Raw genomic sequence first — 18,482 nt, 5'->3', positions numbered from 1 at the left:
CGATCCTTCAAGACACGGCCGCCGGAAGGCGGCCGTGTTGCAGGGGATACCGGCGCATGCGCACCGCACCGGTTTCAATCGTTACGAACACGCACGACACACGGATCATTCCTATCGCCATGAGCATTGCCCAGAGCACCCGCGCGGACAGGTTGTCGGTCACCGAGAAGGTCGGCTACAGCCTCGGCGACCTGGCGGCCAACCTCATCTTCCAGACGTTGATGACGTTCCTGGCCTTCTTCTACACCGACATCTACCGCATCCCCGCCGGGACCGCGGCCACGATCATCTTCGTGGTCGGCCTGCTCGGCGCCTTCGTGTTCACGCCGCTGGTGGCGGTGATGGCCGACCGCACCAACACCCGCTGGGGCAAGTTCCGGCCCTGGATCCTGTGGACGGCGGTGCCGTTCGGCGTGCTGGCGTTGCTGGCCTTCAGCACGCCCGACCTCGGGCCGCAGGGCAAGGTCTTCTACGCCGCGGCGACCTACACGCTGCTGGTGCTGGTGTATGCGGCCAACAACCTGCCGTACTCGGCGCTGAGCGGCGTGCTCACCGGCAGCATGTCCGATCGCAACAGCCTGTCGGCCTACCGGTTCGTGGCGGTGATGATCGCGCAGCTGGTGGTGCAGGCGCTGCTGCTGCCGCTGGTGCTGATCCTGGGCGACGGCGACCGTGTGCAGGGCTTCCACAACACCATGCTGCTGTTCGCGGTGGTGGGCACGATCTTCCTGTTCATCACCTTCTTCACCACGCGCGAACGGGTGCTGGCACCGCCGGAGCAGAAGTCCGACCTGCGCCAGGACATCGCCGACCTGGCGGGCAACCGGCCCTGGCTGGTGATGCTGCTGCTGACGATCCTGGTGTTCATCACCCTGGCGCTGAAGGGCGGCACCTACGTCTACTACTTCGAGTACTACCTCAGCGAACCGGCGCTGGCCACGTTCCTGGACGACATCGGCTTCAACGGCTTCATCGCCGGGCTCAACACGCTGCTCACCGGCATGGGGCTGACCGCGTTCCAGTGGCCCGAGGATGCGCCGACTTCCGCGTTCAGCCTGTTCAATGCCGGCGGCATCCTGTGCATGATCGTCGGCATCGGTTTCTCCAAGCCCCTGGCCGACCGCTTCGGCAAGCGCAACGTGTTCGGCGTGTTCCTGTTCGTCTCCACGTTGTTCCTGCTCGCGTTCTACTTCTTCCCGCCCGACGCGATCGGCCTGGTGTTCCTGTCGCAGATCCTGCACGGCTTCTTCTACGGCATCACCATCCCGCTGCTGTGGGCGATGGTGGCCGACGTCGCCGACTACTCGGAATGGAAGAACCACCGACGTGCCACCGCGATCATCTTCTCGGCCATCCTGTGCGGGCTGAAGGTGGGTCTCGCGGTAGGCGGCGCGCTCGTCGCCGCGATCCTGGCCCGCTACGACTACGTGGCCGGCGCAGAGCTGCAGTCGCCCGCCACCGTCGACGGCATCCGCTTCTCGATGAGCGTGTACTGCTCGCTGCCGTTCCTGCTCGGCGTGGGGCTGATGTTCTTCTACCGGATCGACAAGTCGATGGAGTCGCGCATCGAGCGCGAACTCGCCGATCGCCGCGCCGGCCAGCGCGCCTGACCCGAGGAGGCCCGACATGGCAGACCAGGACTACACCCCGCAACAGCTCGAGGCGCTGAAGGCGAAGGCGCTGTCGCAGCCGCTCGTCACCCACATCTACACCGCCGATCCGTCGGCGCACGTGTTCGAGGGCCGGATCTACATCTATCCCTCGCACGACATCGAGGCCGGCGCCGCGTTCGACGACGATGGCGGCCACTTCCAGATGCGCGACTACCACGTACTGCGGCAGGACGCGCCGACCTCGGCCGCCACCGACTGCGGCGTTGCCCTGAGCGTGGACGACGTGCCCTGGGCGGAACGCCAGATGTGGGCGCCCGACGCGGCGACGAAGGACGGACGCTACTACCTGTATTTCCCGGCCAAGCGGCCCGACGGCATCTTCCAGATCGGGGTCGCGGTCGGCGACCGGCCGCAAGGCCCGTTCACGCCCGAGCCCGAGCCGATCGCCGGCAGCTATTCGATCGATCCGGCGGTGTTCGCCGACGACGATGGTGCGCACTACATCTACTTCGGCGGCATCTGGGGCGGTCAGCTGCAGAAGTACCGCGACAACCGCTACGACGCCACGCACGAGGAACCTGTGGGCGATGCCCCCGCGCTCGGTCCACGCGTGGCGCGGCTGACGGACGACATGCGGCAGTTCGCCGAAGCGCCGCGCGAGGTGTCGATCCTGGACGAGGCGGGCCAACCGCTCCGTGCCGACGACCACGACCGCCGCTATTTCGAGGCGCCGTGGATCCATCGCCATGCGGGTCGCTATTACCTCTCGTATTCGACCGGCAACACGCACTACCTGTGCTACGCCACCAGCGACGATCCGTATGGGCCGTTCACCTACCGTGGCCGGATCCTGGAGCCGGTGGTGGGCTGGACCACTCACCAGTCGATCGTCGAGTTCGATGGCCGCTGGTGGCTGTACTACCACGACTCGATCCTGTCCGGTGGCGTGACCCACCTGCGCTCGGCCAAGGTGGTGGAGATCGAACACGACGCGCAGGGGCGCATCCGGACCCTGCATCCCTATGGCGGCTGACGCCGCGGACGGAGGCATCGATCCGGGGCCCACGTCGCCGCTGGCACCGGGGCCGCTGCTCACGCTGGCCACCGGTGCCATCGAGCTCGATATCGCCGCCGCCGCGGGTGGTCGCATCGCACAGATCCGATGCGACGGCGTGGACCAGCTGCTGGCCCACGGCGCGCACGGCGCCACCACCGCGATCGCCTGGGGCTGCTACCCGATGGTGCCGTGGTGCGGCCGCATCCGGCATGGGCGCTTCGAATTCGAAGGCCTGGCCCGGCAGTTGCCGGTGAACCTGGGCCCGCATGCGATCCATGGGGTGGGCTTCCTGATGCCTTGGCAGGTGACCGGGCAGGACGCGCAGCACGTCGCGCTCGAGCTGGGACTGCCGCGTGACCATCGCTGGCCATTCGGCGGCATCGCGCGACAGCGCTTCGACATCTCGGGTCGCCAACTCCGGCTGACGCTGTCGGTGATCGCGGAGGACCAGGCGATGCCCGCCGCGCTCGGCTGGCACCCGTGGTTCCTCAAGCCGGACCGCCTCGAGTTCGTGCCGGAGGCCATGTACCCGCGCGATCAGGAAGGCATCGCCGTCCTGCCACCAGGCCCGGTGCGCCCGGGGCCGTGGGACGACTGCTTCGTGAACCGGCGCGAGGTGGTGCTGCATCGTGGCGGCCAGCGGCTGCGCGTGTGGTCCGGATGCAGCGACTGGGTCGTTTACGACGGAACGGAATTCGCCACCTGCGTGGAGGCCCAGACCGCGCCGCCGGATGCGTTCAACCTGCAGCCCGGCCAGATGTTGCGCCCGGGCGAAACGCTGACTGCTCAATGCCTGATGGCGTGGGACTGAACGTCCCGGGTCGATGATGCCGGCCACAGGACGCGCATCGCGGGCATCGTCGCATCGGGTCGCACGACCCGGGACGCGGCGGCCGTAGGCTTGCACGGCGCTTCACCGCAGCCCGTGCCCGCCTGCCACATGCCTGCCTGCCATCTCTACATCCTGCCGCTGCTCCACGAAGACATCGCCAAGGTCGGCATCTCGGTCGATCCGCTGGCGCGTGTGCGCGCGTTCTCCAGGCGCTATTACGAATCCTTCGATCTCGATCGCAGCCTGCTGCTGGCGTTCGACAGCGTTGCGGAGGCGCGCCGGCGCGAGACGGCCCTGCATCGCGCGCTGCGCGTCTGGCGCGCACCCGCCCCGCTGACCGTTCCCGCGCTTGCGGGCGGCGGCACCGAGTGGTATCGCGGCGCGTGGCCGCAGCTGCAGGCCGAAGCGGCAGCCGGGGCGGCGGCAGGACACCAGGCATGGCTGCCCGCCGACGACTGGTGGCGGGCCAGGTTGCAGGCCGAGGAGCCGCGCCTGTACGAGTGGGCGGAGGCCTGCCTGCGCGATGTGCCGGATGACGCGCCGCTGCCGCAGACACACTGGTCGCGGGTCGTGGACGTACTCGATGCCTGGCCCGCGCTCGGGCTCGGGGTGGCGCATGCGCTACCGGAGGCAATGGTTACGCGCTACAGCACGCATCGCACCGCCTGGCATCTGCCGCTGGGGGGATGAGCCGGGGGTCGATGCATATGCGCCACTAGCGGCGGTCGGGTGGTGCGGGCCGGCTTGCACGCTCAATCGAGCGGAACGCTGGCCCCGGGCGCGCCTGTTTCACCACCTGCGTGCGGCGTGGATGGCGGGTGGCGGCGCAACCAGCCCTGACGCACGCCGCCCCTCAATTGCCGGGGGGCGGCGTTCCGTCCAGCCTCACCAGTTGCCAGCGGCCCCACTCGTCTTCGACATCGTCGCCCGTCGTGGTGTTGGCGCCGCGGTCGCCAGCGTAGCGGTAGAGCGGCCGACCCGCGTACGTCACGTGATTGCGGCCGTCCCGACCCTGCAGGGTGGCGACCGCGGAAGCGTCCACGCCCTGGGCACCGACCGGTTGCGCGGTGTCGCTGGTGACCGGCGGCCAGACCTGCTCGCAGGCGGTATCGCACGCGCCGCCGTCCGTGTTCCCCTCCAGGGTATAGAGCGCCGCGCCGCTGGAATCGGCCAGGTAGGGCGGATCCCCTTCGCGGACCAGCATCGGCTGGGCGGGTGCGGCTTGCGTTTCCGGGGCGGCCGGCGCTGCCGGTGCGGGCGCGGTGGCCGCGGGCGCTTCGTTGTCGGGCGGCGCATCGGGCGGGGTGGCGTCGTAGCCGCACGCGCCGAGCAGGGCGAGGGCCAGGGTGGACACGGCAAGCCTTGGGGTCATCGCGGATCTCCTTCGAAGGATCCCGCCCGATGCTGCGCCGCCGGTCGTGACCGGTGGGTCAAGGCATCCGGTGCCGGCGCGATCCCGGTTCCGAGGAGCGCGAGCGTCGACGCAAGGTCCAGCCGGGAGCACCCGGCACCGTGGCCGCGGCGACGGATGGCGGACATGAAAAACCCCGCACCAGGCGGGGTCTTGTCTGCGACCGGACCCGAGGGGTCCGAGGTCGCGATCTGGTGCCCAGGAGAGGACTCGAACCTCCACGGTTTTACCCGCTAGTACCTGAAACTAGTGCGTCTACCAATTCCGCCACCTGGGCAGGTGGCCGCGTATGTTGCGGTGCGTCTGCGCCAAAGTCAACGCGTCCGTGCACGGGCCGCCGACCGGCCGCGTGTACCATGCCGCGGATGACGAAAACTCCACGCAAGCGCGGCAGCGGCCGCGGCACGGGACGGGGCGGTACGCCCGCGTCCGGAAAAGGTCCGCAGGGCGGACGGGGCGGCGACAGCCGCCGCAAGACGGCGTCCACGCCGGGCTGGATGCCGGAGGTTGCGGCCACCGCGAAATCCGCCGGCGGCGCAAGGCGCAGGGAGCGCGGATCGGGCGGAAGCGGCTTCCAGGACCCGCATGCGCAGCGCGAGGCGGAGCGCTACGAGCGACCGATCGCCAGCCGCGAGGCGATCCTGCACCTGCTTTCGGCGGCCGACGGCCCGCTCACCGCCGAGATGCTGGCCGAACAGCTCGACCTCGCAGCCCCCGATCGCGCCGACGCGCTGGGCAAGCGTCTCGGCGCGATGGTGCGCGACGGCCAGTTGCTGCAGAACCGCCGCGGCGGCTACGTCCCGGCCGAGCAGCTCGACCTGATCTCCGGCACGGTGATCGCCAACCCGGACGGCTTCGGCTTCCTGCGCCCCGATCGCGGCGTCGGCGACGACCTGTTCCTGCCGCCGGCACAGATGCGCAAGGTGATGCATGGCGACCGCGCCATGGCCAGCGTCACCGGCCTGGACCGGCGCGGCCGCCGCGAGGGCGCGATCGTCGAAGTGCTCGAGCGCCGGCTCAACCGGCTGATCGGGCGCTTCACGGTGGAGTCGGGCATCAGCTACGTCGTGCCCGACGACCGCCGCATCCAGCGCAACATCCAGGTCCCGTCCGACGCGCGACTGGAGGCGCAGCACGGGCAGCTGGTGGTGTGCGAGATCACCACCCCGGCCGATGAGCGCAGGCCGCCGATCGGCAAGGTGCTGGCGGTGCTCGGCGATGCGCTGACCCCGTCACTGGTGGTCGAGGCGGCGATCCACGGCCACGAACTGCCGCACGAATTTCCGCCCGAGGTGCTGGCCGAGGCCTCGGCGGTGCCGCTGGAGGTCGATGCCGCCACCGCCGCCGGCCGTGTCGACCTGCGCGCGCTGCCGCTGGTGACCATCGACGGCGAGGATGCGAAGGACTTCGACGACGCGGTGTACTGCGAGCCCAACGGCCGCGGCTTCCGGCTGGTGGTCGCGATCGCCGACGTCTCCAGCTACGTGCGTCCGGGCACGCCGCTCGACGACGAGGCGCAGCTGCGCGCGACCAGCGTGTACTTCCCCGGCTTCGTGGTGCCGATGCTGCCCGAGACGCTGTCCAACGGGATCTGCTCGCTCAAACCAAAGGTCGACCGCCTGTGCTTCGTTTGCGACATGCAGGTCGACCGCGACGGAGAGGTGGTGGAGTCCGAGTTCTACCAGGCGGTGATGAACTCGCACGCTCGCCTGACCTACACCCAGGTGTGGAAGGCGGTGGGCGAGGGCGACGGGGAGGCGCGCGCGCAGGTGGGCGCGCTGATGCCGCAGGTCGAACGTCTGCACCAGCTGTACCACGCGCTCGCGAAGGCACGCGCGCGGCGCGGCGCGATCGAGTTCGAATCGTCCGAGGTGCGGTTCGTGCTCGACAACCGCGGCGAGGTCACCCAGGCCGGCATGCTGGTGCGCAACGACGCGCACAAGCTGATCGAGGAATGCATGATCGCGGCCAACGTCGAGGCGGCGAAGTACCTGCTCGCCGCGGGCATTCCGGCGCCGTACCGGATCCACGACAAACCGCCGGAATCCAAGTACGCCGACCTGCTGGAATTCCTCAAGGAGTTCGCGCTGCGCATGCCCGGCTGGGCCCGGCTGCAGCCCAAGGATTTCGCCAACCTGCTCAAGAAGGTGCGCGAGCGGCCCGACGCCACCCTGCTCGAGTCGGTGATCCTGCGCAGCCAGAGCCAGGCGGTGTACTCGCCGGAGAATATCGGCCACTTCGGCCTGGCGCTGCAGGCGTACGCGCATTTTACCTCCCCGATCCGGCGCTATCCAGACCTGCTGGTGCACCGTGCGATCAAGCACGTGCTGGCGCGCGGCAAGCGCGAGAACTTCCACACCCCGCGCGAGATGGCATCGCTGGCGCTGCAGTGTTCCGAGCGCGAGCGCCGCGCCGACGAGGCCGAACGCGAAGTCGACGAGCGTTACCGCGCGGCATGGATGGAGCAGCACGTGGGCGGCGAGTTCGAGGGCACCATCAGCGGCGTGACCAGCTTCGGGCTGTTCATCGAGCTCGACCAGTCCAAGGTCAACGGACTGGTGCACGTGACCCAGCTGCCCAACGACTACTACCACTTCGATCCGGTGCGCAAGACGCTCACCGGCGAGCGCACCGCGCGCGAGTTCCGGCTTGGCGACCGCGCGCGGATCGTGGTGCTCAAGGCCAGCCTGGAGGAGCGCAAGATCGATTTCCGCCTGGCCGAATCGCGCGATGCCAAGGCGCCGCCGCCGCGCGGGCAGCCGGCGAAGCGCAAGAAGCAGAAGTACTGACCTGGCGAGGTCCGCCCGTGGCTCCGAGGGGCGGCACGGGGCGGGGCCAGCGTCGCGCCTGGATGTCCGCGCCCAGGTCGTGACGCGCTGCCGCCATGTCCTGTCGCCGGACTGGATTCCTGCCGGTCCGGCGACGACAATCCCCGCCCGGCCGCCTGCGCCGGCCCCACCTTCGAATTCGCGAACCAGAACGCATGTCCAGACAGAACCAGTGGATCGTCGGCATCAACGCGGTCGCCTCGGCGGTCGAGCACGACGCCGATCACGTGCGCGAGGTGCTGGTGGAGGCGGGCGCGAAGAACCCGCGCCTGGCCGAGATCGAACAGCTCGCGCGCCGCCGCGACATCGACGTGCGCCGGGTCGCGCAGCAGGCGCTCGACGGCGTGGCCGGCGCGACCCGCCACCAGGGCGTGGCGGCCCGTTATGCCGCCGCGACCACGCTCGACGAGGGCGACCTGCCGGGCCTGGTGGAACAGGCGCAGGGCCGCGCGCTGTTGCTCGTGCTCGACGGCGTGCAGGACCCGCACAACCTCGGCGCCTGCCTGCGCAGCGCCGCGGCTGCCGGGGCGACCGCGGTGGTGATTCCCAAGGACAAGGCGGTGCAGGTCAACGCCACCGTGCGCAAGACCTCGGCCGGTGCGGCGGACCGCGTGGCGGTGGTGCGCGTGACCAACCTCTCGCGCACGCTGTCGGAGCTGCAGAAGCTCGGGGTGTGGATCTACGGCCTGGTGGGCGGCGCCGATGCCTCGCTGTACGCACTCGACCTGACCGGCAACGTAGCGCTGGTGCTCGGCGGCGAGGCGGACGGCCTGCGCCGGCTGACCCGCGAGCACTGCGACCAGCTGGTGTCGATTCCGATGCCGGGCGTGGAAACTTCGCCGGGCGTGGAGAGTCTCAACGTGTCGGTGGCCGCCGGCGTGACGCTGTTCGAGGCGGTACGCCAGCGCGGCTGAGCAAGGCGAGGAGGCCGGGCATGCTGACATCGCTGCTGTGGCAGGACTGGCTGGGGCTGGCGGGCGCGTGCCTGCTGCTGCTGGCGCTGTTCCTGCATTCGTTCGCGCCGCGCCTGGACGGCGGCCGCGGGCGGGCGCTGCTCGGATTGCTCGGGTCGGCGGCGCTGCTGCCGTCGGCCTGGCTTGCGTTCCGGGCGCCGCTGTTCTTCCTGCTGGTGGGCTGGGTGCTGCTGTGCAGCTACCGGCTCGTGCGCGCGCCCGGTCCGCGCGGAGGGTGACCGCCGACACCGGGTTGCGCGCGGGTCATCCCGCCGCGCGGCCCGCGTGCGACGATGGCGCCACCGGGGACGACCCCGCGGCGCGACGACGGCGCTTTTCTGTTTCGGGGACGACCCCATCGATCGATGGAGGTCATCCATGTCGTGGATCATCCTGGTGCTCGCCGGCCTGTTCGAAGTCGGCTGGGCGGTGGGCCTGAAATACACCGACGGTTTCACCCGGCCGTGGCCGACGCTCGGCACGGTGGCCGCGATGGCGGTCAGCCTGTGGCTGCTCGGCGTGGCGATGAAGACGCTGCCGCTGGGGACGGCCTACGCGATCTGGGTCGGCGTGGGCGCGGTAGGCACGGCCATCCTCGGCATCGTGCTGCTGGGCGAGCCGGCCAACCCGGGCCGGCTGGTCAGCCTTGGGTTGATCGTTGCCGGCATCATCGGACTCAAGCTCGCGACGCCCGGCTGAGTCCAGCCGCCGGGCTGGCCCGGCGGCTGGTTCGATCAGTCGCCGGTGTCGCCGCGATGATCGCGCTTGCCCTGGTTGATGCGGTCGCGGGTGCTGATGCTGCCCTGGTTGGCGGGCAGGCGGACCTCGGCAGCGTGCAGGCGCTTTGCGCGCCGAGCCGCGGCGTCGGACTGGAATCCGGGCTCGCCGGCATCGGTCGGGCCGGCAGGCAGGTCCTGCCACGGCTTGGGCTCGGCATCGTGCGCCTGCTTGGCTTCGAGCAGCGCGCGGGTCTGCTCCAGCGCCTGCTCGGGCGTGATGCGACGCTTGCGCGAGGCCTTCCTGCCGGCCGTCGATCCGCCCCCGGACCTCGTGCGCCCGGACGCTGCGGGCTTCGTGGCGCGGGCAGCGCCGGTCGTCGTCCGGGTAGCCCGCTTGCTCGCGGAACCTTTACCCGCCGCGCTCGCCTTCTTCGGCGCAGCGGTCTTCGCAGCCTGCTTCCTCGTAACCGGCTTCTTCGTAACCGTCTTCTTCGCGCCAGTCCTCTTCGCGCCAGTCTTCTTCGCGCCAGTCTTCGCAGCAGTCTTCTTCGCGGAAGCCGTCTTCCTGCCCGCCGCCTTGGCGGCCGATGCGCGCCCGCTGGCCCTGCCGGACGCGGAGGCACGGGTCGCAGACTTGCCCTTGGCCTGCTTCGCGGCGGCCCTGGCATCGTCGCGCTCCGCACGCTGCACGTCCTTGAGCTGCTGTTCGAAGCGCTTGAGGATGTCGGCCATCAGCTCGGCCTTGTCCTTGCTGCGCTGGTTCGCCTCGCCGCTGCCGCCTCGCTTGCTGCCGGTGCGGGCCCGCGAGGCCAGCTTGTGCTTCTGCACCAGGTCGCGCGCCCGGTCGCGCGCGGTGCGTGCGCGCTTGACCCGCGACGTCAGTGCCCGGGAATCGAGCTTGCGCAGACCGTTCGCGCGGCTGTCGTCGTAGAGCGCCATTTCGGCCTGGTTGAGCAGGCGGCTCGCCTTCGCGCGTGTGATCGGCATCGCGACATCTCCGTTCGAGGGATGCCGGCAGTCAAGCACAGAGGATGTTCACAGCGGGTCTAGGCGCGACCGCGCGAGGCGCCGCGATCAGGCGCGCGGTGGCCACGCGTTGACGATGTTGCAGAACAGCTTCGCCGTCTGCTCGGCGTCGTACAGCGCCGAATGCGCGTCCTCGCTGCTCCACGCGAACCCCGCGGCCTGCACGGCGCGCGCCAGCACGGTCTGGCCGTAGGCCACGCCGGCCAGGGTCACGGTGTCGAATACGCTGAAGGGGTGGAAGGGATTGCGCTTGTGCCCGCTGCGCGCGACCGCGGCGTTGACGAAGTTGAGGTCGAAGTGCGCGTTGTGGCCGACCAGGATGGCGCGCTGGCAGCCGTGCTTCTTCACCGCCGCGCGGACGGTGGCGAACACGTGGTCGAGCGCCTCGCGCTCCGGCTTGGCGAAGCGGAACGGGTGGTCGAGGTCGATCCCGGTCACTTCCAGCGACTGCGGGTCGATCTGGGTCCCCGGCGCGGGCACCACATGCGCGCTCGCGGGGGTGTCGAGGATCAGCGCGCCATCGGCGTCGACGTCGATCGGGACCACCGCGATCTCGAGCAGCGCGTGGCGGTTCCAGTCGAAGCCGCCGGTTTCCACGTCCACCACCACCGGCAGGTACCCGCGGAAGCGTTTGGCGAGAGGGCTGGCGGCGGGGCTGGGGGCGACGGCGGGATCCATCGCGGAAGACTAGCAGAGGCGCATTTCGCGCAGGATCCGGCCCGCGATCGTCGCACCGTGCGACATGGGGCGGTATCGCGACCGCCAACGCGAACGGCGCCCCGCGGAGCGGCGTCGCGCCCGTTCTCAGCCGGGGCGCACGCCCAGCAGCGTGCCTTCGGCATGCAGCCGCTCGAGCATGGCGCGGCCCTCGGCGAGCAGCGCGTCGGGGCCGAGCCCGGCCTCCTGCGCCAGTGTGCACAGGCAGCCATGCCCGGTCGCGGTTCCGCCGTGCAGCAGTTCGAGCAGACGGAACACCAGCGGCGAGAGCTCGGCGAAGCGGACCTCGCCGCCGCCGTCGCGGCGCACCAGCAGCAGGGTGGGCGCCTCGGGCGCGGTCTGCGGCAGGTGGCCGGGCCCGATCCGGTGGACCGGCCAGCGGTAGGCCAGTGCCCAGGCCTGGGGCGACACCACCGGAACCCCCTCAAGCAGCGCCACCCCGCGCCGGGGATCGCCCTCGAGCGGGTCGACCGGCCCGGCCTCGGCGTCGGAGATCTGCAGCGCCAGCTCCACCCATTCGTAGTGCGCCAGTTCCGCCTGCCACGGTGGAAGCCCCGGATCGGCGTCGATGCGCGCCTCCAGCCAGCGCACGAACTCGCGGCCGATCTCGGTGAACAGCGGGGTGCGGCAGCGGTGGCCGGCGTAGAACGCGCGTACCAGCGCGTGCCAGTCCCCATCGGGGAGGGTGCGGCGGATCACCGGGAAGTTGCCGGCCAGCAGGCTCTGCAGGTTGTTGTAGAGCAGGTCGCGATAGATCGCCAGGCGCCGGTCCTCGATGCCGGCTGGCGCCGGCCCGGTCGCCGGATCGCGCAGGTGGCGCGACAGCGCGAACTGCTGCTCGCGCAGCGACGCTCGCGAGGTGGACTCAGCCATGCGCCTGGCGCGCCGGATCGCCGGCCTGCTGCAGGCGGCGGATGCCGTCGACCTCGCCCAGCAGCTGTTCGAACGGGGGGAAATTGAAGTCGCGCTCGAGCAGCGTCGGGCGCACGCCGTGCACGCGATAGGCCTCGGCCAGCAGGTCCCACACCGAGTCGCGCACCGCGGCGCCGTGGGTGTCGACCTTCAGGTCCGCGGCCTCGTCGTGGTGTCCGGCGACGTGGTAGCAGGCGATGCGTTCCGAGGGCATGCGGCGCAGGAACGCCATCGCGTCGTAACGGTGGTTGGTCGCGTTGACGTGGATGTTGTTCACGTCCAGCAGCAGGCCGCAGTCGGCGCGCTCGAGCACCGCGTTGACGAACGTCGCCTCGTCCAGCGTGGCGTGGCCGGCGGCCGGCAGCGCGGCGTAGTAGCTGACGTTCTCGATCGCGATGCGCCGGCCGAGCAGGTCCTGGACGCGCCGGATGCGCGCCGACACATGCTCGACCGCTTCCTCGGTGAACGGCAGCGGCAGCAGGTCGTACAGGTGGCCGTCGTCGCTGCACCAGCTCAGGTGTTCGCTGTACAGCGGAACGCGGTGGTGGTCGAGGAAGCGGCCGACGCGGGCGATGAAGGTCTCGTCCAGCGGCGCGGCGCCACCCAGCGACAGCGACAGGCCGTGGCAGGTGACCGGATGGCGTTCGGCCAAGGCGTCGAAGGCGGCGCCAAGACGCCCGCCGACGCCGATCCAGTTCTCGGGCGCGCATTCGAGGAAATCGAAGGTACCCCGGTCGGCCGCCTGCAGCGCGGACAGCAGTCCGCGCCGCAGGCCGAGGCCCGCGCTCGCCTCCGGCAACGGCGGGGCGGGGCGCATGGCGGGGTGGGGCGGTCAGCGCGTCAGGCGGCGCCGCCGCACTTGCCCTCGCCGCACTTGCCTTCCATGTCGGTCTTGCGCGCGGCCGAATGCGCATCGTGTTCGGCCTGGTCGATGAAGCCGTCGGCGTTGGCGTCGATGCCGGCGAACTTGTCGGCCTTGTCGGGGTGGGCGGCGTCGAACTCGGCGCGCGAGATGCGGCCGTCCTTGTCGGTGTCGGCCTTCTCCATCCCGCACTTGCCTTCGCCACACTTGCCTTCGGACTTGGCCTTGTCGCCGCCGCACTGGCCTTCGTGCGCCTTGGCCTCGGCGGTGGCGGCGTCCTGCGCGCCGAGCAGGTAGCCCTGCGCGAGCGGGGTGACGGCGAATGCCGATCCGGACAGCAGCAGGCCGCCGGCGAGCGCGGTTCCGATGGCGACGGCGGCGGGTTTGTGGCTGGACTGGGTCATGACGGATTCCTTCGGGTGGCGGATCGCTCCGCGAACGGATGAAGACGGGGCGGGATCGTGGGCTGCGGCACGCGACACGCACCGGGGTGCCGGTGGCGGCGGGGAGCGTGACGCGGCCGGACGCCGCCGGCCACAGTGTGGCCAGCGCGACATTAAGGGCTGGTCGAGGTCCACGCGGCGCTGCGCGCGATGCGCAGCGGCCCGTGTTCAGGCTGAAGTCAGATCGCCGTCATGACGCGGCGCACCATCAGTGCGCGGCGCCGGGCAGCGCGAGTGGACGGCGCGGGATCAGGTGGCCACGCTGGTGGCGTCGCGCTTCTCGCGTGGCGGCAGGGCGTCGTCGCCGTGCACCAGGAACCAGATGTTCTCGGCGATGTTGGTCGCGTGGTCGCCGACCCGTTCCAGGTTCTTTGCCATGAACAGCAGGTGGGTGCAGGGCGTGATCACGCGCGCATCCTCCATCATGTAGGTCAGCAGTTCACGGAACAGGCCGGTGTACAGCGTATCGACCTCGGCGTCCTGCGCGCGCACCCGCTGCGCGGCCTGGGCGTCGTTGTTCGCGTAGGCGGCCAGCACGTCGCGGATCTGCCGCACCACCAGCTGCCCGAGCGCATTGAGCCCGCGCGTATGCGGCAGCGGCGGCGAGGCGTTGAGCGCGGTGGACCGCTTGGCGACGTTCGCGGCGTAGTCGCCGATGCGTTCGATGTCGGACGCGATGCGCAGCGCGGCAAGGATCTCGCGCAGGTCCCGCGCCAGCGGCCCGCGCAGCGCCAGCTTCATCACGTCCTGGCTGACTTCGTGCTCGAGCGCGTCGATCGCCTCGTCGTTCTCGATGATGCGGGCGGCGGCCTTGTCGTCGCGTCGCTCCACCACGTCCAGCGCGGCCTCCAGCTGCGATGCCGCCATCTCGCCCATGCGCATGATCTCGCCGATCAGCCGCTGGCGCTCCTCGTCGTAGCTCTTGACGATGTGGTCGTGGGGTTGGGTGGTCATGGCGATGGCGATTCCAGTGGTGGGCGCTGTGGACGCTGCCGTCCGTGGCGCAGCAGCGTGGGCTTCGGATCAGCCTGCCCGGACATCCGTGCCCGGGCGTTCGGCAGGCCGCGCGGCAGTCCCGCGCAGGCGGCCTGCCTCACCCGAAGCGGCCGGTGATGTAGTCCTCGGTCTGCTGCTTCGAGGGGTTGGAGAAAATGGTCTCGGTGGTGTCGTGCTCGATCAGGTCGCCCAGGTACATGAAGGCGGTGAAGTCGGACACGCGCGCGGCCTGCTGCATGTTGTGGGTGACGATGACGATGGTGTAGTCGAGCTTGAGCTCTTCGATCAACTGCTCGATGCGGCTGGTGGAGATCGGGTCCAGCGCCGAGGTCGGCTCGTCCAGGAGCAGCACGTCGGGCTTCAGCGCCACCGCGCGCGCGATGCACAGCCGCTGCTGTTGCCCGCCCGACAGGCCGAGCGCGCTCTGGCCCAGCTTGTCCTTGACTTCGTCCCACAGCGCGCCCTGGCGCAGCGCGTGCTCGACGCGCTGGTCGAGCTGCTTCTTCGACAGGTTCTCGTGGTGGCGGATGGCGTAGGCGATGTTCTCGTAGATCGTCATCGGGAACGGCACGGGCTTCTGGAACACCATGCCGACCTTGCTGCGCAACCGGTTCATCGGGTACTTCGGCGCGAGGATGTTCTCGCCATCCAGCAGCACTTCGCCGCTGGCGTCCTGCTTCGGATACAGCGCATAGATCCGGTTGAACACCCGGAGCAGGGTGGACTTGCCGCAGCCGGAAGGTCCGATCAGCGCGGTCACGCGCTTCTCCGGGATCTCCAGGCTGATGTTCTTCAGCGCATGGAACGTGCCGTAGTGGAACTGCAGGTTCCGGGCGGCGATCTTGACCGGCGCCGGCGGCAGCGCGCCGCGTTCGGCCGTGGCGGTGCTGATGCGCTGCGTGCGGGCGGCGGGGGCGGCGTCGTTCATCACGGAATGGTCCATCGAAAGGTCAGTCATGGGCAATCTTGTTGCGCAGCACGATGTAGCGCGCCACCAGGCTGACAAGCAGCACGAACATGGTCAGCACGAAGGCGCCTGCCCAGGCCAGCGAATGCCAGTTCTCGTACGGACTCATCGCGTACTGGAAGATCACCACCGGCACGTTGGCCATCGGCGAGAACACGTTGGTGGTCCAGTACTGGTTGTTGAGTGCGGTGAACAGCAACGGCGCGGTCTCGCCGGAGATGCGCGCCAACGCCAGCAGGATGCCGGTGACGATGCCGGGCATCGCCGAGCGGTAGAGCACCTGGACGATCACCTTCCATTGCGGCACCCCGAGCGAGAGTGCCGCCTCGCGCATCTGGGCGGGCACCAGCTGCAGCATCTCGTCGGTGGTCCGGACCACGACCGGCAGCACGATGAAGGCCAGCGCGATCGCGCCCGCCAGGGCCGAGAAGTGCCCCATCTGCGCGACCACCAGCGTGTACACGAACAGGCCCAGCACGATGGACGGCGCCGACAGCAGGATGTCGTTGACGAAGCGCACCGATTCGCCCACCCAGCTGGCGCGCGAGTACTCGGCCAGGAACGTGCCCGCGAGCACCCCGATGGGTGCGCCGATGGCGATGCCGAGCAGGCTCATCACCGCGCTGCCGAAGAAGGCATTGAGCAGGCCGCCGCCTTCCGCTCCCGGCGGCGGAGTCATCTCGGTGAACAGCGCCAGGTTCAGTGCACCGATCCCCTTGGTCAGCGTGGTCCACATGATCCACACCAGCCAGAACAGGCCGAACACCGCGGCGGCCACCGCCAGTGCCTGGACGATCAGGTTCTTGGCCCGGCGACGCCGGTACAGCGAGGCGCTCATCAGTTGCCCTCCCGCTTCTTGAGCTGGCGGAGCATGAGGCGCGCGATGGTCAGGACCACGAACGTGACCATGAACAGCACGAAGCCGAGCGCGATCAGCGAAGACAGGTACATCGGCGAGTCGGCTTCGGCGAATTCGTTGGCGATGGTGGCCGCGATCGAGTTGCCGGGTTCGAGCAGGGACACCGTCAGGCGGTGCGCGTTGCCCAGCACGAAGGTCACGGCCATGGTTTCGCCCAGCGCCCGTCCCAGGCCCAGGAAAATGCCGCCGATCACCGCCGAGCGCGTGTAGGGCAGCACCACGTCCCAGACCACTTCGGTCTTGGTGGCGCCCAGTGCGTATGCCGACTCCTTCAGCTGCCCCGGTACGGTCAGGAAGACCTCGCGCATCACCGAGGAGATGAAGGGGATCACCATGATCGCCAGGACCAGTCCCGCGGTCCCCATGCCCAGTCCCAAGGGCGGGCCGGAAAACACCGCGCCGATGCCGGGCATCTCGCCGAGGTGGTCGTTGACCCACGGATACACGTGTTCGGCCAGGTAGGGCACCAGCACGAACAGGCCCCACATGCCGTAGATGATCGACGGAATGCCGGCGAGCAGTTCGATCGCCGCGCCGATCGGCGTGCGCAGCCACTTGGGCGCGATTTCGGTGAGGAACATGGCGATGCCGAAGCTGATCGGCACCGCGATCACCATCGCGATCAGGGCCGTCACCAGGGTGCCGTAGATCGGCACCAGGGCGCCGAAGTCCTGGAGCACCGGGTTCCAGGCGTCGCGCCAGAAGAAGGACAGGCCGAACTTCCCGAACGCTTCGCGTCCGCCCCACAGCATCGACAGCGCCGCCGCGACCAGTGACACCAGGACCAGTACGCCGGCGGCCGAGACCAGCCAGCGGAAGGCGCGGTCCGCGCGCTGGTCGGCGGCGTCGCGTCGTGTATCGCTCACGGGGAGGGTGCTGGCGTTCATCGTGTCTGGCAGGCCGGTGCGGAGGGAGGCCGGTCATCCGGTGGCCCCGGGTGCCTGCGCGAAGCGGGCGCCCGGGACCGCCGGTCGGGTCCGGTCAGAGCTGGAATTCGGCTTCCCAGTAGGCTTCGACCTGCTGCACGAGGTCCGGCGGCAGCGGCACGAAGTGCAGTTCATCGGCCTGCGGCTGGCCGTTCTCCAGCGCCCAGGTGAAGAAGTCGATGGCGTCCTGCGAGCGCTTGGGATCCTTGGGCTGCTTGTACATCAGGATGAAGTTGGTCGCCGCCACCGGCCACGCGTCCGCACCGGGCGCGTTGGTGATGATCAGGCTGAAGTCCGTGGCGTTGGTCCAGTCGGCGCTCGCCGCCGCTGCCTGGAAGCTCTCGGCGCTGGGGCGCACCCAGTTGCCCGCCGCGTTCTGCATCGACGCGTACGACATGCCGTTCTGGGTGGCGTAGGCCAGCTCGACGTAGCCGATCGAGCCCTTGATCTGCTTCACGTACGCGGCCACGCCTTCGTTGCCCTTGCCGCCGACGCCGGTCGGCCAGCTCACGGACGTGCCTTCGCCCACCTGCGACTGCCATTCCGGGCTCACCTTGGACAGGTAGTTGACCCAGTTGAAGGTGGTGCCCGAACCGTCCGAGCGGTGCACGACCGTGATCTTGCCGTCGGGCAGCTGCACGCCCGGGTTGAGCGCGGCGATCGCCGGATCGTTCCAGCGCGCGACCTTGCCCAGGTAGATGTCGGCGATCAGCGGGCCGGTCAGGCGCAGTTCGCCGGGTTCCATGCCGTCGATGTTCACCACCGGGACCACGCCGCCGATGGCCGACGGAAACTGCCCGAGCCCGGCCTGCGCCAGCTCTTCGCTCGTCAGCGGCTTGTCGCTGGAACCGAAGTCGACGGTGCCGGCCTTGATCTGCGCGATCCCGCCACCGGAACCGATCGACTGGTAGTTGATCCGCGCACCGGTGGCCTTGTTGTAGTCGTCGGACCACTTCGACAGCAATGGATAGATGAAGGTGGCGCCGGCGCCGGTGATCTCGGCGCTGATGCGGTCGCCGGCGGCCGGCTGCGCGGCGGCGCCCGGCAGGGGCGCCTGGCCGGCCTGGTCTGCGGTCGCGGAGCCGCCGTCGCCGGAGCAGCCGCTGGCGAACAGCGCGGCCGACAGGGCGAGGAGGGTCAAGCGGGCGAAGCGGGTGTTCATGTGCGAGCTCCTGGAGCAGGCCAGGGCAACGCCTGGCGGGATGGCCACATGAAATGATGTTTTTGTTACAGGCGTATGACTGCAGACGTCCCGACCGCTTCCCGACGGCCGCCTTCCGGGCCGCAGGCGCAAAAAAAGC

18 protein-coding genes, 1 tRNA gene and 1 pseudogene are annotated in these 18,482 nt (G+C 69.9%); 8 read left to right on the top strand and 12 right to left on the bottom strand.

Going from position 1 to position 18,482, the window contains the following annotated elements; translation table 11 throughout:
- Positions 1-119 precede the first annotated feature (119 nt).
- The 4 genes from QFW81_RS02960 (at position 120) to QFW81_RS02945 (ending at position 4,192) form a co-directional block, all read left to right on the top strand.
- Entirely contained in the window at positions 120-1,610 is a 1,491-nt protein-coding gene (locus tag QFW81_RS02960) for an MFS transporter (protein WP_280577076.1), read from the top strand.
- 16 nt (positions 1,611-1,626) lie between these two features.
- Positions 1,627-2,646, top strand: a complete 1,020-nt coding sequence (locus QFW81_RS02955) for a glycoside hydrolase family 43 protein (RefSeq protein ID WP_280577075.1) — start codon at positions 1,627-1,629, stop codon at positions 2,644-2,646.
- Positions 2,636-3,481, top strand: coding sequence for an aldose 1-epimerase (locus QFW81_RS02950; protein WP_280577074.1), 846 nt, complete (start codon positions 2,636-2,638; stop codon positions 3,479-3,481). The genes QFW81_RS02955 and QFW81_RS02950 overlap by 11 nt, the downstream gene beginning before the upstream one ends.
- Positions 3,482-3,610: 129 nt before the next feature.
- Complete coding sequence (locus QFW81_RS02945) at positions 3,611-4,192, top strand: GIY-YIG nuclease family protein (RefSeq protein ID WP_280577073.1); 582 nt, start codon at positions 3,611-3,613, stop codon at positions 4,190-4,192.
- 163 nt (positions 4,193-4,355) lie between these two features.
- Here the strand turns inward: QFW81_RS02945 and QFW81_RS02940 are convergent, their stop codons facing one another.
- Both QFW81_RS02940 and QFW81_RS02935 read right to left on the bottom strand, forming a co-directional pair.
- A complete protein-coding gene (locus QFW81_RS02940; RefSeq protein WP_280577072.1) occupies positions 4,356-4,874 on the bottom strand; it encodes a COG4315 family predicted lipoprotein in 519 nt (172 codons plus the stop codon).
- Between the two features lie 231 nt (positions 4,875-5,105).
- Positions 5,106-5,190: transfer RNA gene (locus tag QFW81_RS02935), tRNA-Leu, on the bottom strand.
- Positions 5,191-5,485: 295 nt separating this feature from the next.
- On the opposite strand from QFW81_RS02935, the pseudogene rnr reads away from it, so the two are divergent.
- The 4 genes and pseudogenes from rnr to sugE form a co-directional block, all read left to right on the top strand.
- Positions 5,486-7,702 (top strand): annotated as a pseudogene (gene rnr, locus QFW81_RS02930) (ribonuclease R); the annotation flags it as partial.
- A 194-nt stretch (positions 7,703-7,896) separates the two neighbouring features.
- Entirely contained in the window at positions 7,897-8,655 is a 759-nt protein-coding gene (gene rlmB, locus QFW81_RS02925; protein WP_280577071.1) for a 23S rRNA (guanosine(2251)-2'-O)-methyltransferase RlmB, read from the top strand.
- 20 nt (positions 8,656-8,675) lie between these two features.
- Complete coding sequence (locus QFW81_RS02920) at positions 8,676-8,933, top strand: CBU_0592 family membrane protein (protein WP_280577070.1); 258 nt, start codon at positions 8,676-8,678, stop codon at positions 8,931-8,933.
- A 139-nt stretch (positions 8,934-9,072) separates the two neighbouring features.
- The gene (gene sugE, locus QFW81_RS02915; protein ID WP_280577069.1) at positions 9,073-9,393 is read left to right on the top strand and encodes a quaternary ammonium compound efflux SMR transporter SugE; all 321 of its coding nucleotides are present in this window, start codon (positions 9,073-9,075) and stop codon (positions 9,391-9,393) included.
- Positions 9,394-9,428: 35 nt separating this feature from the next.
- Here the strand turns inward: sugE and QFW81_RS02910 are convergent, their stop codons facing one another.
- From QFW81_RS02910 to pstS, 10 genes are all read right to left on the bottom strand, one after another.
- Positions 9,429-10,352 carry a hypothetical protein gene (locus QFW81_RS02910; RefSeq protein ID WP_280577068.1) on the bottom strand — a complete coding sequence of 308 codons (924 nt, stop codon included), beginning with the start codon at positions 10,350-10,352 and terminating at the stop codon, positions 9,429-9,431.
- 135 nt (positions 10,353-10,487) lie between these two features.
- Positions 10,488-11,117, bottom strand: coding sequence for a ribonuclease T (gene rnt / locus QFW81_RS02905; protein ID WP_280577067.1), 630 nt, complete (start codon positions 11,115-11,117; stop codon positions 10,488-10,490).
- A 126-nt stretch (positions 11,118-11,243) separates the two neighbouring features.
- Positions 11,244-12,029, bottom strand: coding sequence for an HvfC family RiPP maturation protein (locus tag QFW81_RS02900; protein WP_280577066.1), 786 nt, complete (start codon positions 12,027-12,029; stop codon positions 11,244-11,246).
- Positions 12,022-12,885 (bottom strand): HvfB family MNIO-type RiPP peptide maturase, encoded by an 864-nt coding sequence (locus tag QFW81_RS02895; RefSeq protein WP_280577065.1) that lies wholly within the window; start codon positions 12,883-12,885, stop codon positions 12,022-12,024. Before QFW81_RS02895 ends, QFW81_RS02900 begins: the two co-directional genes overlap by 8 nt.
- A gap of 23 nt (positions 12,886-12,908) precedes the next feature.
- Positions 12,909-13,334 carry an HvfA family oxazolone/thioamide-modified RiPP metallophore gene (locus tag QFW81_RS02890; protein ID WP_280577064.1) on the bottom strand — a complete coding sequence of 142 codons (426 nt, stop codon included), beginning with the start codon at positions 13,332-13,334 and terminating at the stop codon, positions 12,909-12,911.
- A 288-nt stretch (positions 13,335-13,622) separates the two neighbouring features.
- On the bottom strand, positions 13,623-14,327 hold the full coding sequence (phoU, locus tag QFW81_RS02885; RefSeq protein WP_280577063.1) for a phosphate signaling complex protein PhoU: 705 nt from the start codon (positions 14,325-14,327) through the stop codon (positions 13,623-13,625).
- 139 nt (positions 14,328-14,466) lie between these two features.
- Positions 14,467-15,327: a phosphate ABC transporter ATP-binding protein PstB gene (gene pstB / locus QFW81_RS02880; RefSeq protein ID WP_425603956.1), complete on the bottom strand. Its 861-nt coding sequence runs from the start codon at positions 15,325-15,327 to the stop codon at positions 14,467-14,469.
- Positions 15,320-16,174 (bottom strand): phosphate ABC transporter permease PstA, encoded by an 855-nt coding sequence (gene pstA / locus QFW81_RS02875; protein WP_280577061.1) that lies wholly within the window; start codon positions 16,172-16,174, stop codon positions 15,320-15,322. Before pstA ends, pstB begins: the two co-directional genes overlap by 8 nt.
- A complete protein-coding gene (gene pstC, locus QFW81_RS02870) occupies positions 16,174-17,142 on the bottom strand; it encodes a phosphate ABC transporter permease subunit PstC (protein WP_280577060.1) in 969 nt (322 codons plus the stop codon). The genes pstA and pstC overlap by 1 nt, the downstream gene beginning before the upstream one ends.
- 94 nt (positions 17,143-17,236) lie before the next feature.
- Complete coding sequence (pstS, locus tag QFW81_RS02865; RefSeq protein WP_280577059.1) at positions 17,237-18,343, bottom strand: phosphate ABC transporter substrate-binding protein PstS; 1,107 nt, start codon at positions 18,341-18,343, stop codon at positions 17,237-17,239.
- Between the last annotated feature and the right edge of the window lie 139 nt (positions 18,344-18,482).

The sequence above is a fragment of the Luteimonas kalidii genome, from assembly GCF_029887935.1.
Taxonomy (GTDB): Bacteria; Pseudomonadota; Gammaproteobacteria; order Xanthomonadales; family Xanthomonadaceae; genus Luteimonas; species Luteimonas kalidii.
The sequence above is the reverse complement of the archived record's forward strand: the minus strand, read 5'-3'. Positions and strand labels throughout refer to the sequence as shown.

What these genes read in the sequence shown, in the direction of transcription:
- QFW81_RS02960 (WP_280577076.1), top strand. Translation starts at nt 120, where the DNA reads ATGAGCATTGCCCAGAGCACCCGCGCGGACAGGTTGTCGGTCACCGAG.
- QFW81_RS02955 (WP_280577075.1), top strand. Translation starts at nt 1,627, where the DNA reads ATGGCAGACCAGGACTACACCCCGCAACAGCTCGAGGCGCTGAAGGCG.
- QFW81_RS02950 (WP_280577074.1), top strand. Translation starts at nt 2,636, where the DNA reads ATGGCGGCTGACGCCGCGGACGGAGGCATCGATCCGGGGCCCACGTCG.
- QFW81_RS02945 (WP_280577073.1), top strand. Translation starts at nt 3,611, where the DNA reads ATGCCTGCCTGCCATCTCTACATCCTGCCGCTGCTCCACGAAGACATC.
- QFW81_RS02940 (WP_280577072.1), bottom strand. Translation starts at nt 4,874, where the DNA reads ATGACCCCAAGGCTTGCCGTGTCCACCCTGGCCCTCGCCCTGCTCGGC.
- rlmB (WP_280577071.1), top strand. Translation starts at nt 7,897, where the DNA reads ATGTCCAGACAGAACCAGTGGATCGTCGGCATCAACGCGGTCGCCTCG.
- QFW81_RS02920 (WP_280577070.1), top strand. Translation starts at nt 8,676, where the DNA reads ATGCTGACATCGCTGCTGTGGCAGGACTGGCTGGGGCTGGCGGGCGCG.
- sugE (WP_280577069.1), top strand. Translation starts at nt 9,073, where the DNA reads ATGTCGTGGATCATCCTGGTGCTCGCCGGCCTGTTCGAAGTCGGCTGG.
- QFW81_RS02910 (WP_280577068.1), bottom strand. Translation starts at nt 10,352, where the DNA reads ATGGCGCTCTACGACGACAGCCGCGCGAACGGTCTGCGCAAGCTCGAT.
- rnt (WP_280577067.1), bottom strand. Translation starts at nt 11,117, where the DNA reads ATGGATCCCGCCGTCGCCCCCAGCCCCGCCGCCAGCCCTCTCGCCAAA.
- QFW81_RS02900 (WP_280577066.1), bottom strand. Translation starts at nt 12,029, where the DNA reads ATGGCTGAGTCCACCTCGCGAGCGTCGCTGCGCGAGCAGCAGTTCGCG.
- QFW81_RS02895 (WP_280577065.1), bottom strand. Translation starts at nt 12,885, where the DNA reads ATGCGCCCCGCCCCGCCGTTGCCGGAGGCGAGCGCGGGCCTCGGCCTG.
- QFW81_RS02890 (WP_280577064.1), bottom strand. Translation starts at nt 13,334, where the DNA reads ATGACCCAGTCCAGCCACAAACCCGCCGCCGTCGCCATCGGAACCGCG.
- phoU (WP_280577063.1), bottom strand. Translation starts at nt 14,327, where the DNA reads ATGACCACCCAACCCCACGACCACATCGTCAAGAGCTACGACGAGGAG.
- pstB (WP_425603956.1), bottom strand. Translation starts at nt 15,327, where the DNA reads ATGACTGACCTTTCGATGGACCATTCCGTGATGAACGACGCCGCCCCC.
- pstA (WP_280577061.1), bottom strand. Translation starts at nt 16,174, where the DNA reads ATGAGCGCCTCGCTGTACCGGCGTCGCCGGGCCAAGAACCTGATCGTC.
- pstC (WP_280577060.1), bottom strand. Translation starts at nt 17,142, where the DNA reads ATGAACGCCAGCACCCTCCCCGTGAGCGATACACGACGCGACGCCGCC.
- pstS (WP_280577059.1), bottom strand. Translation starts at nt 18,343, where the DNA reads ATGAACACCCGCTTCGCCCGCTTGACCCTCCTCGCCCTGTCGGCCGCG.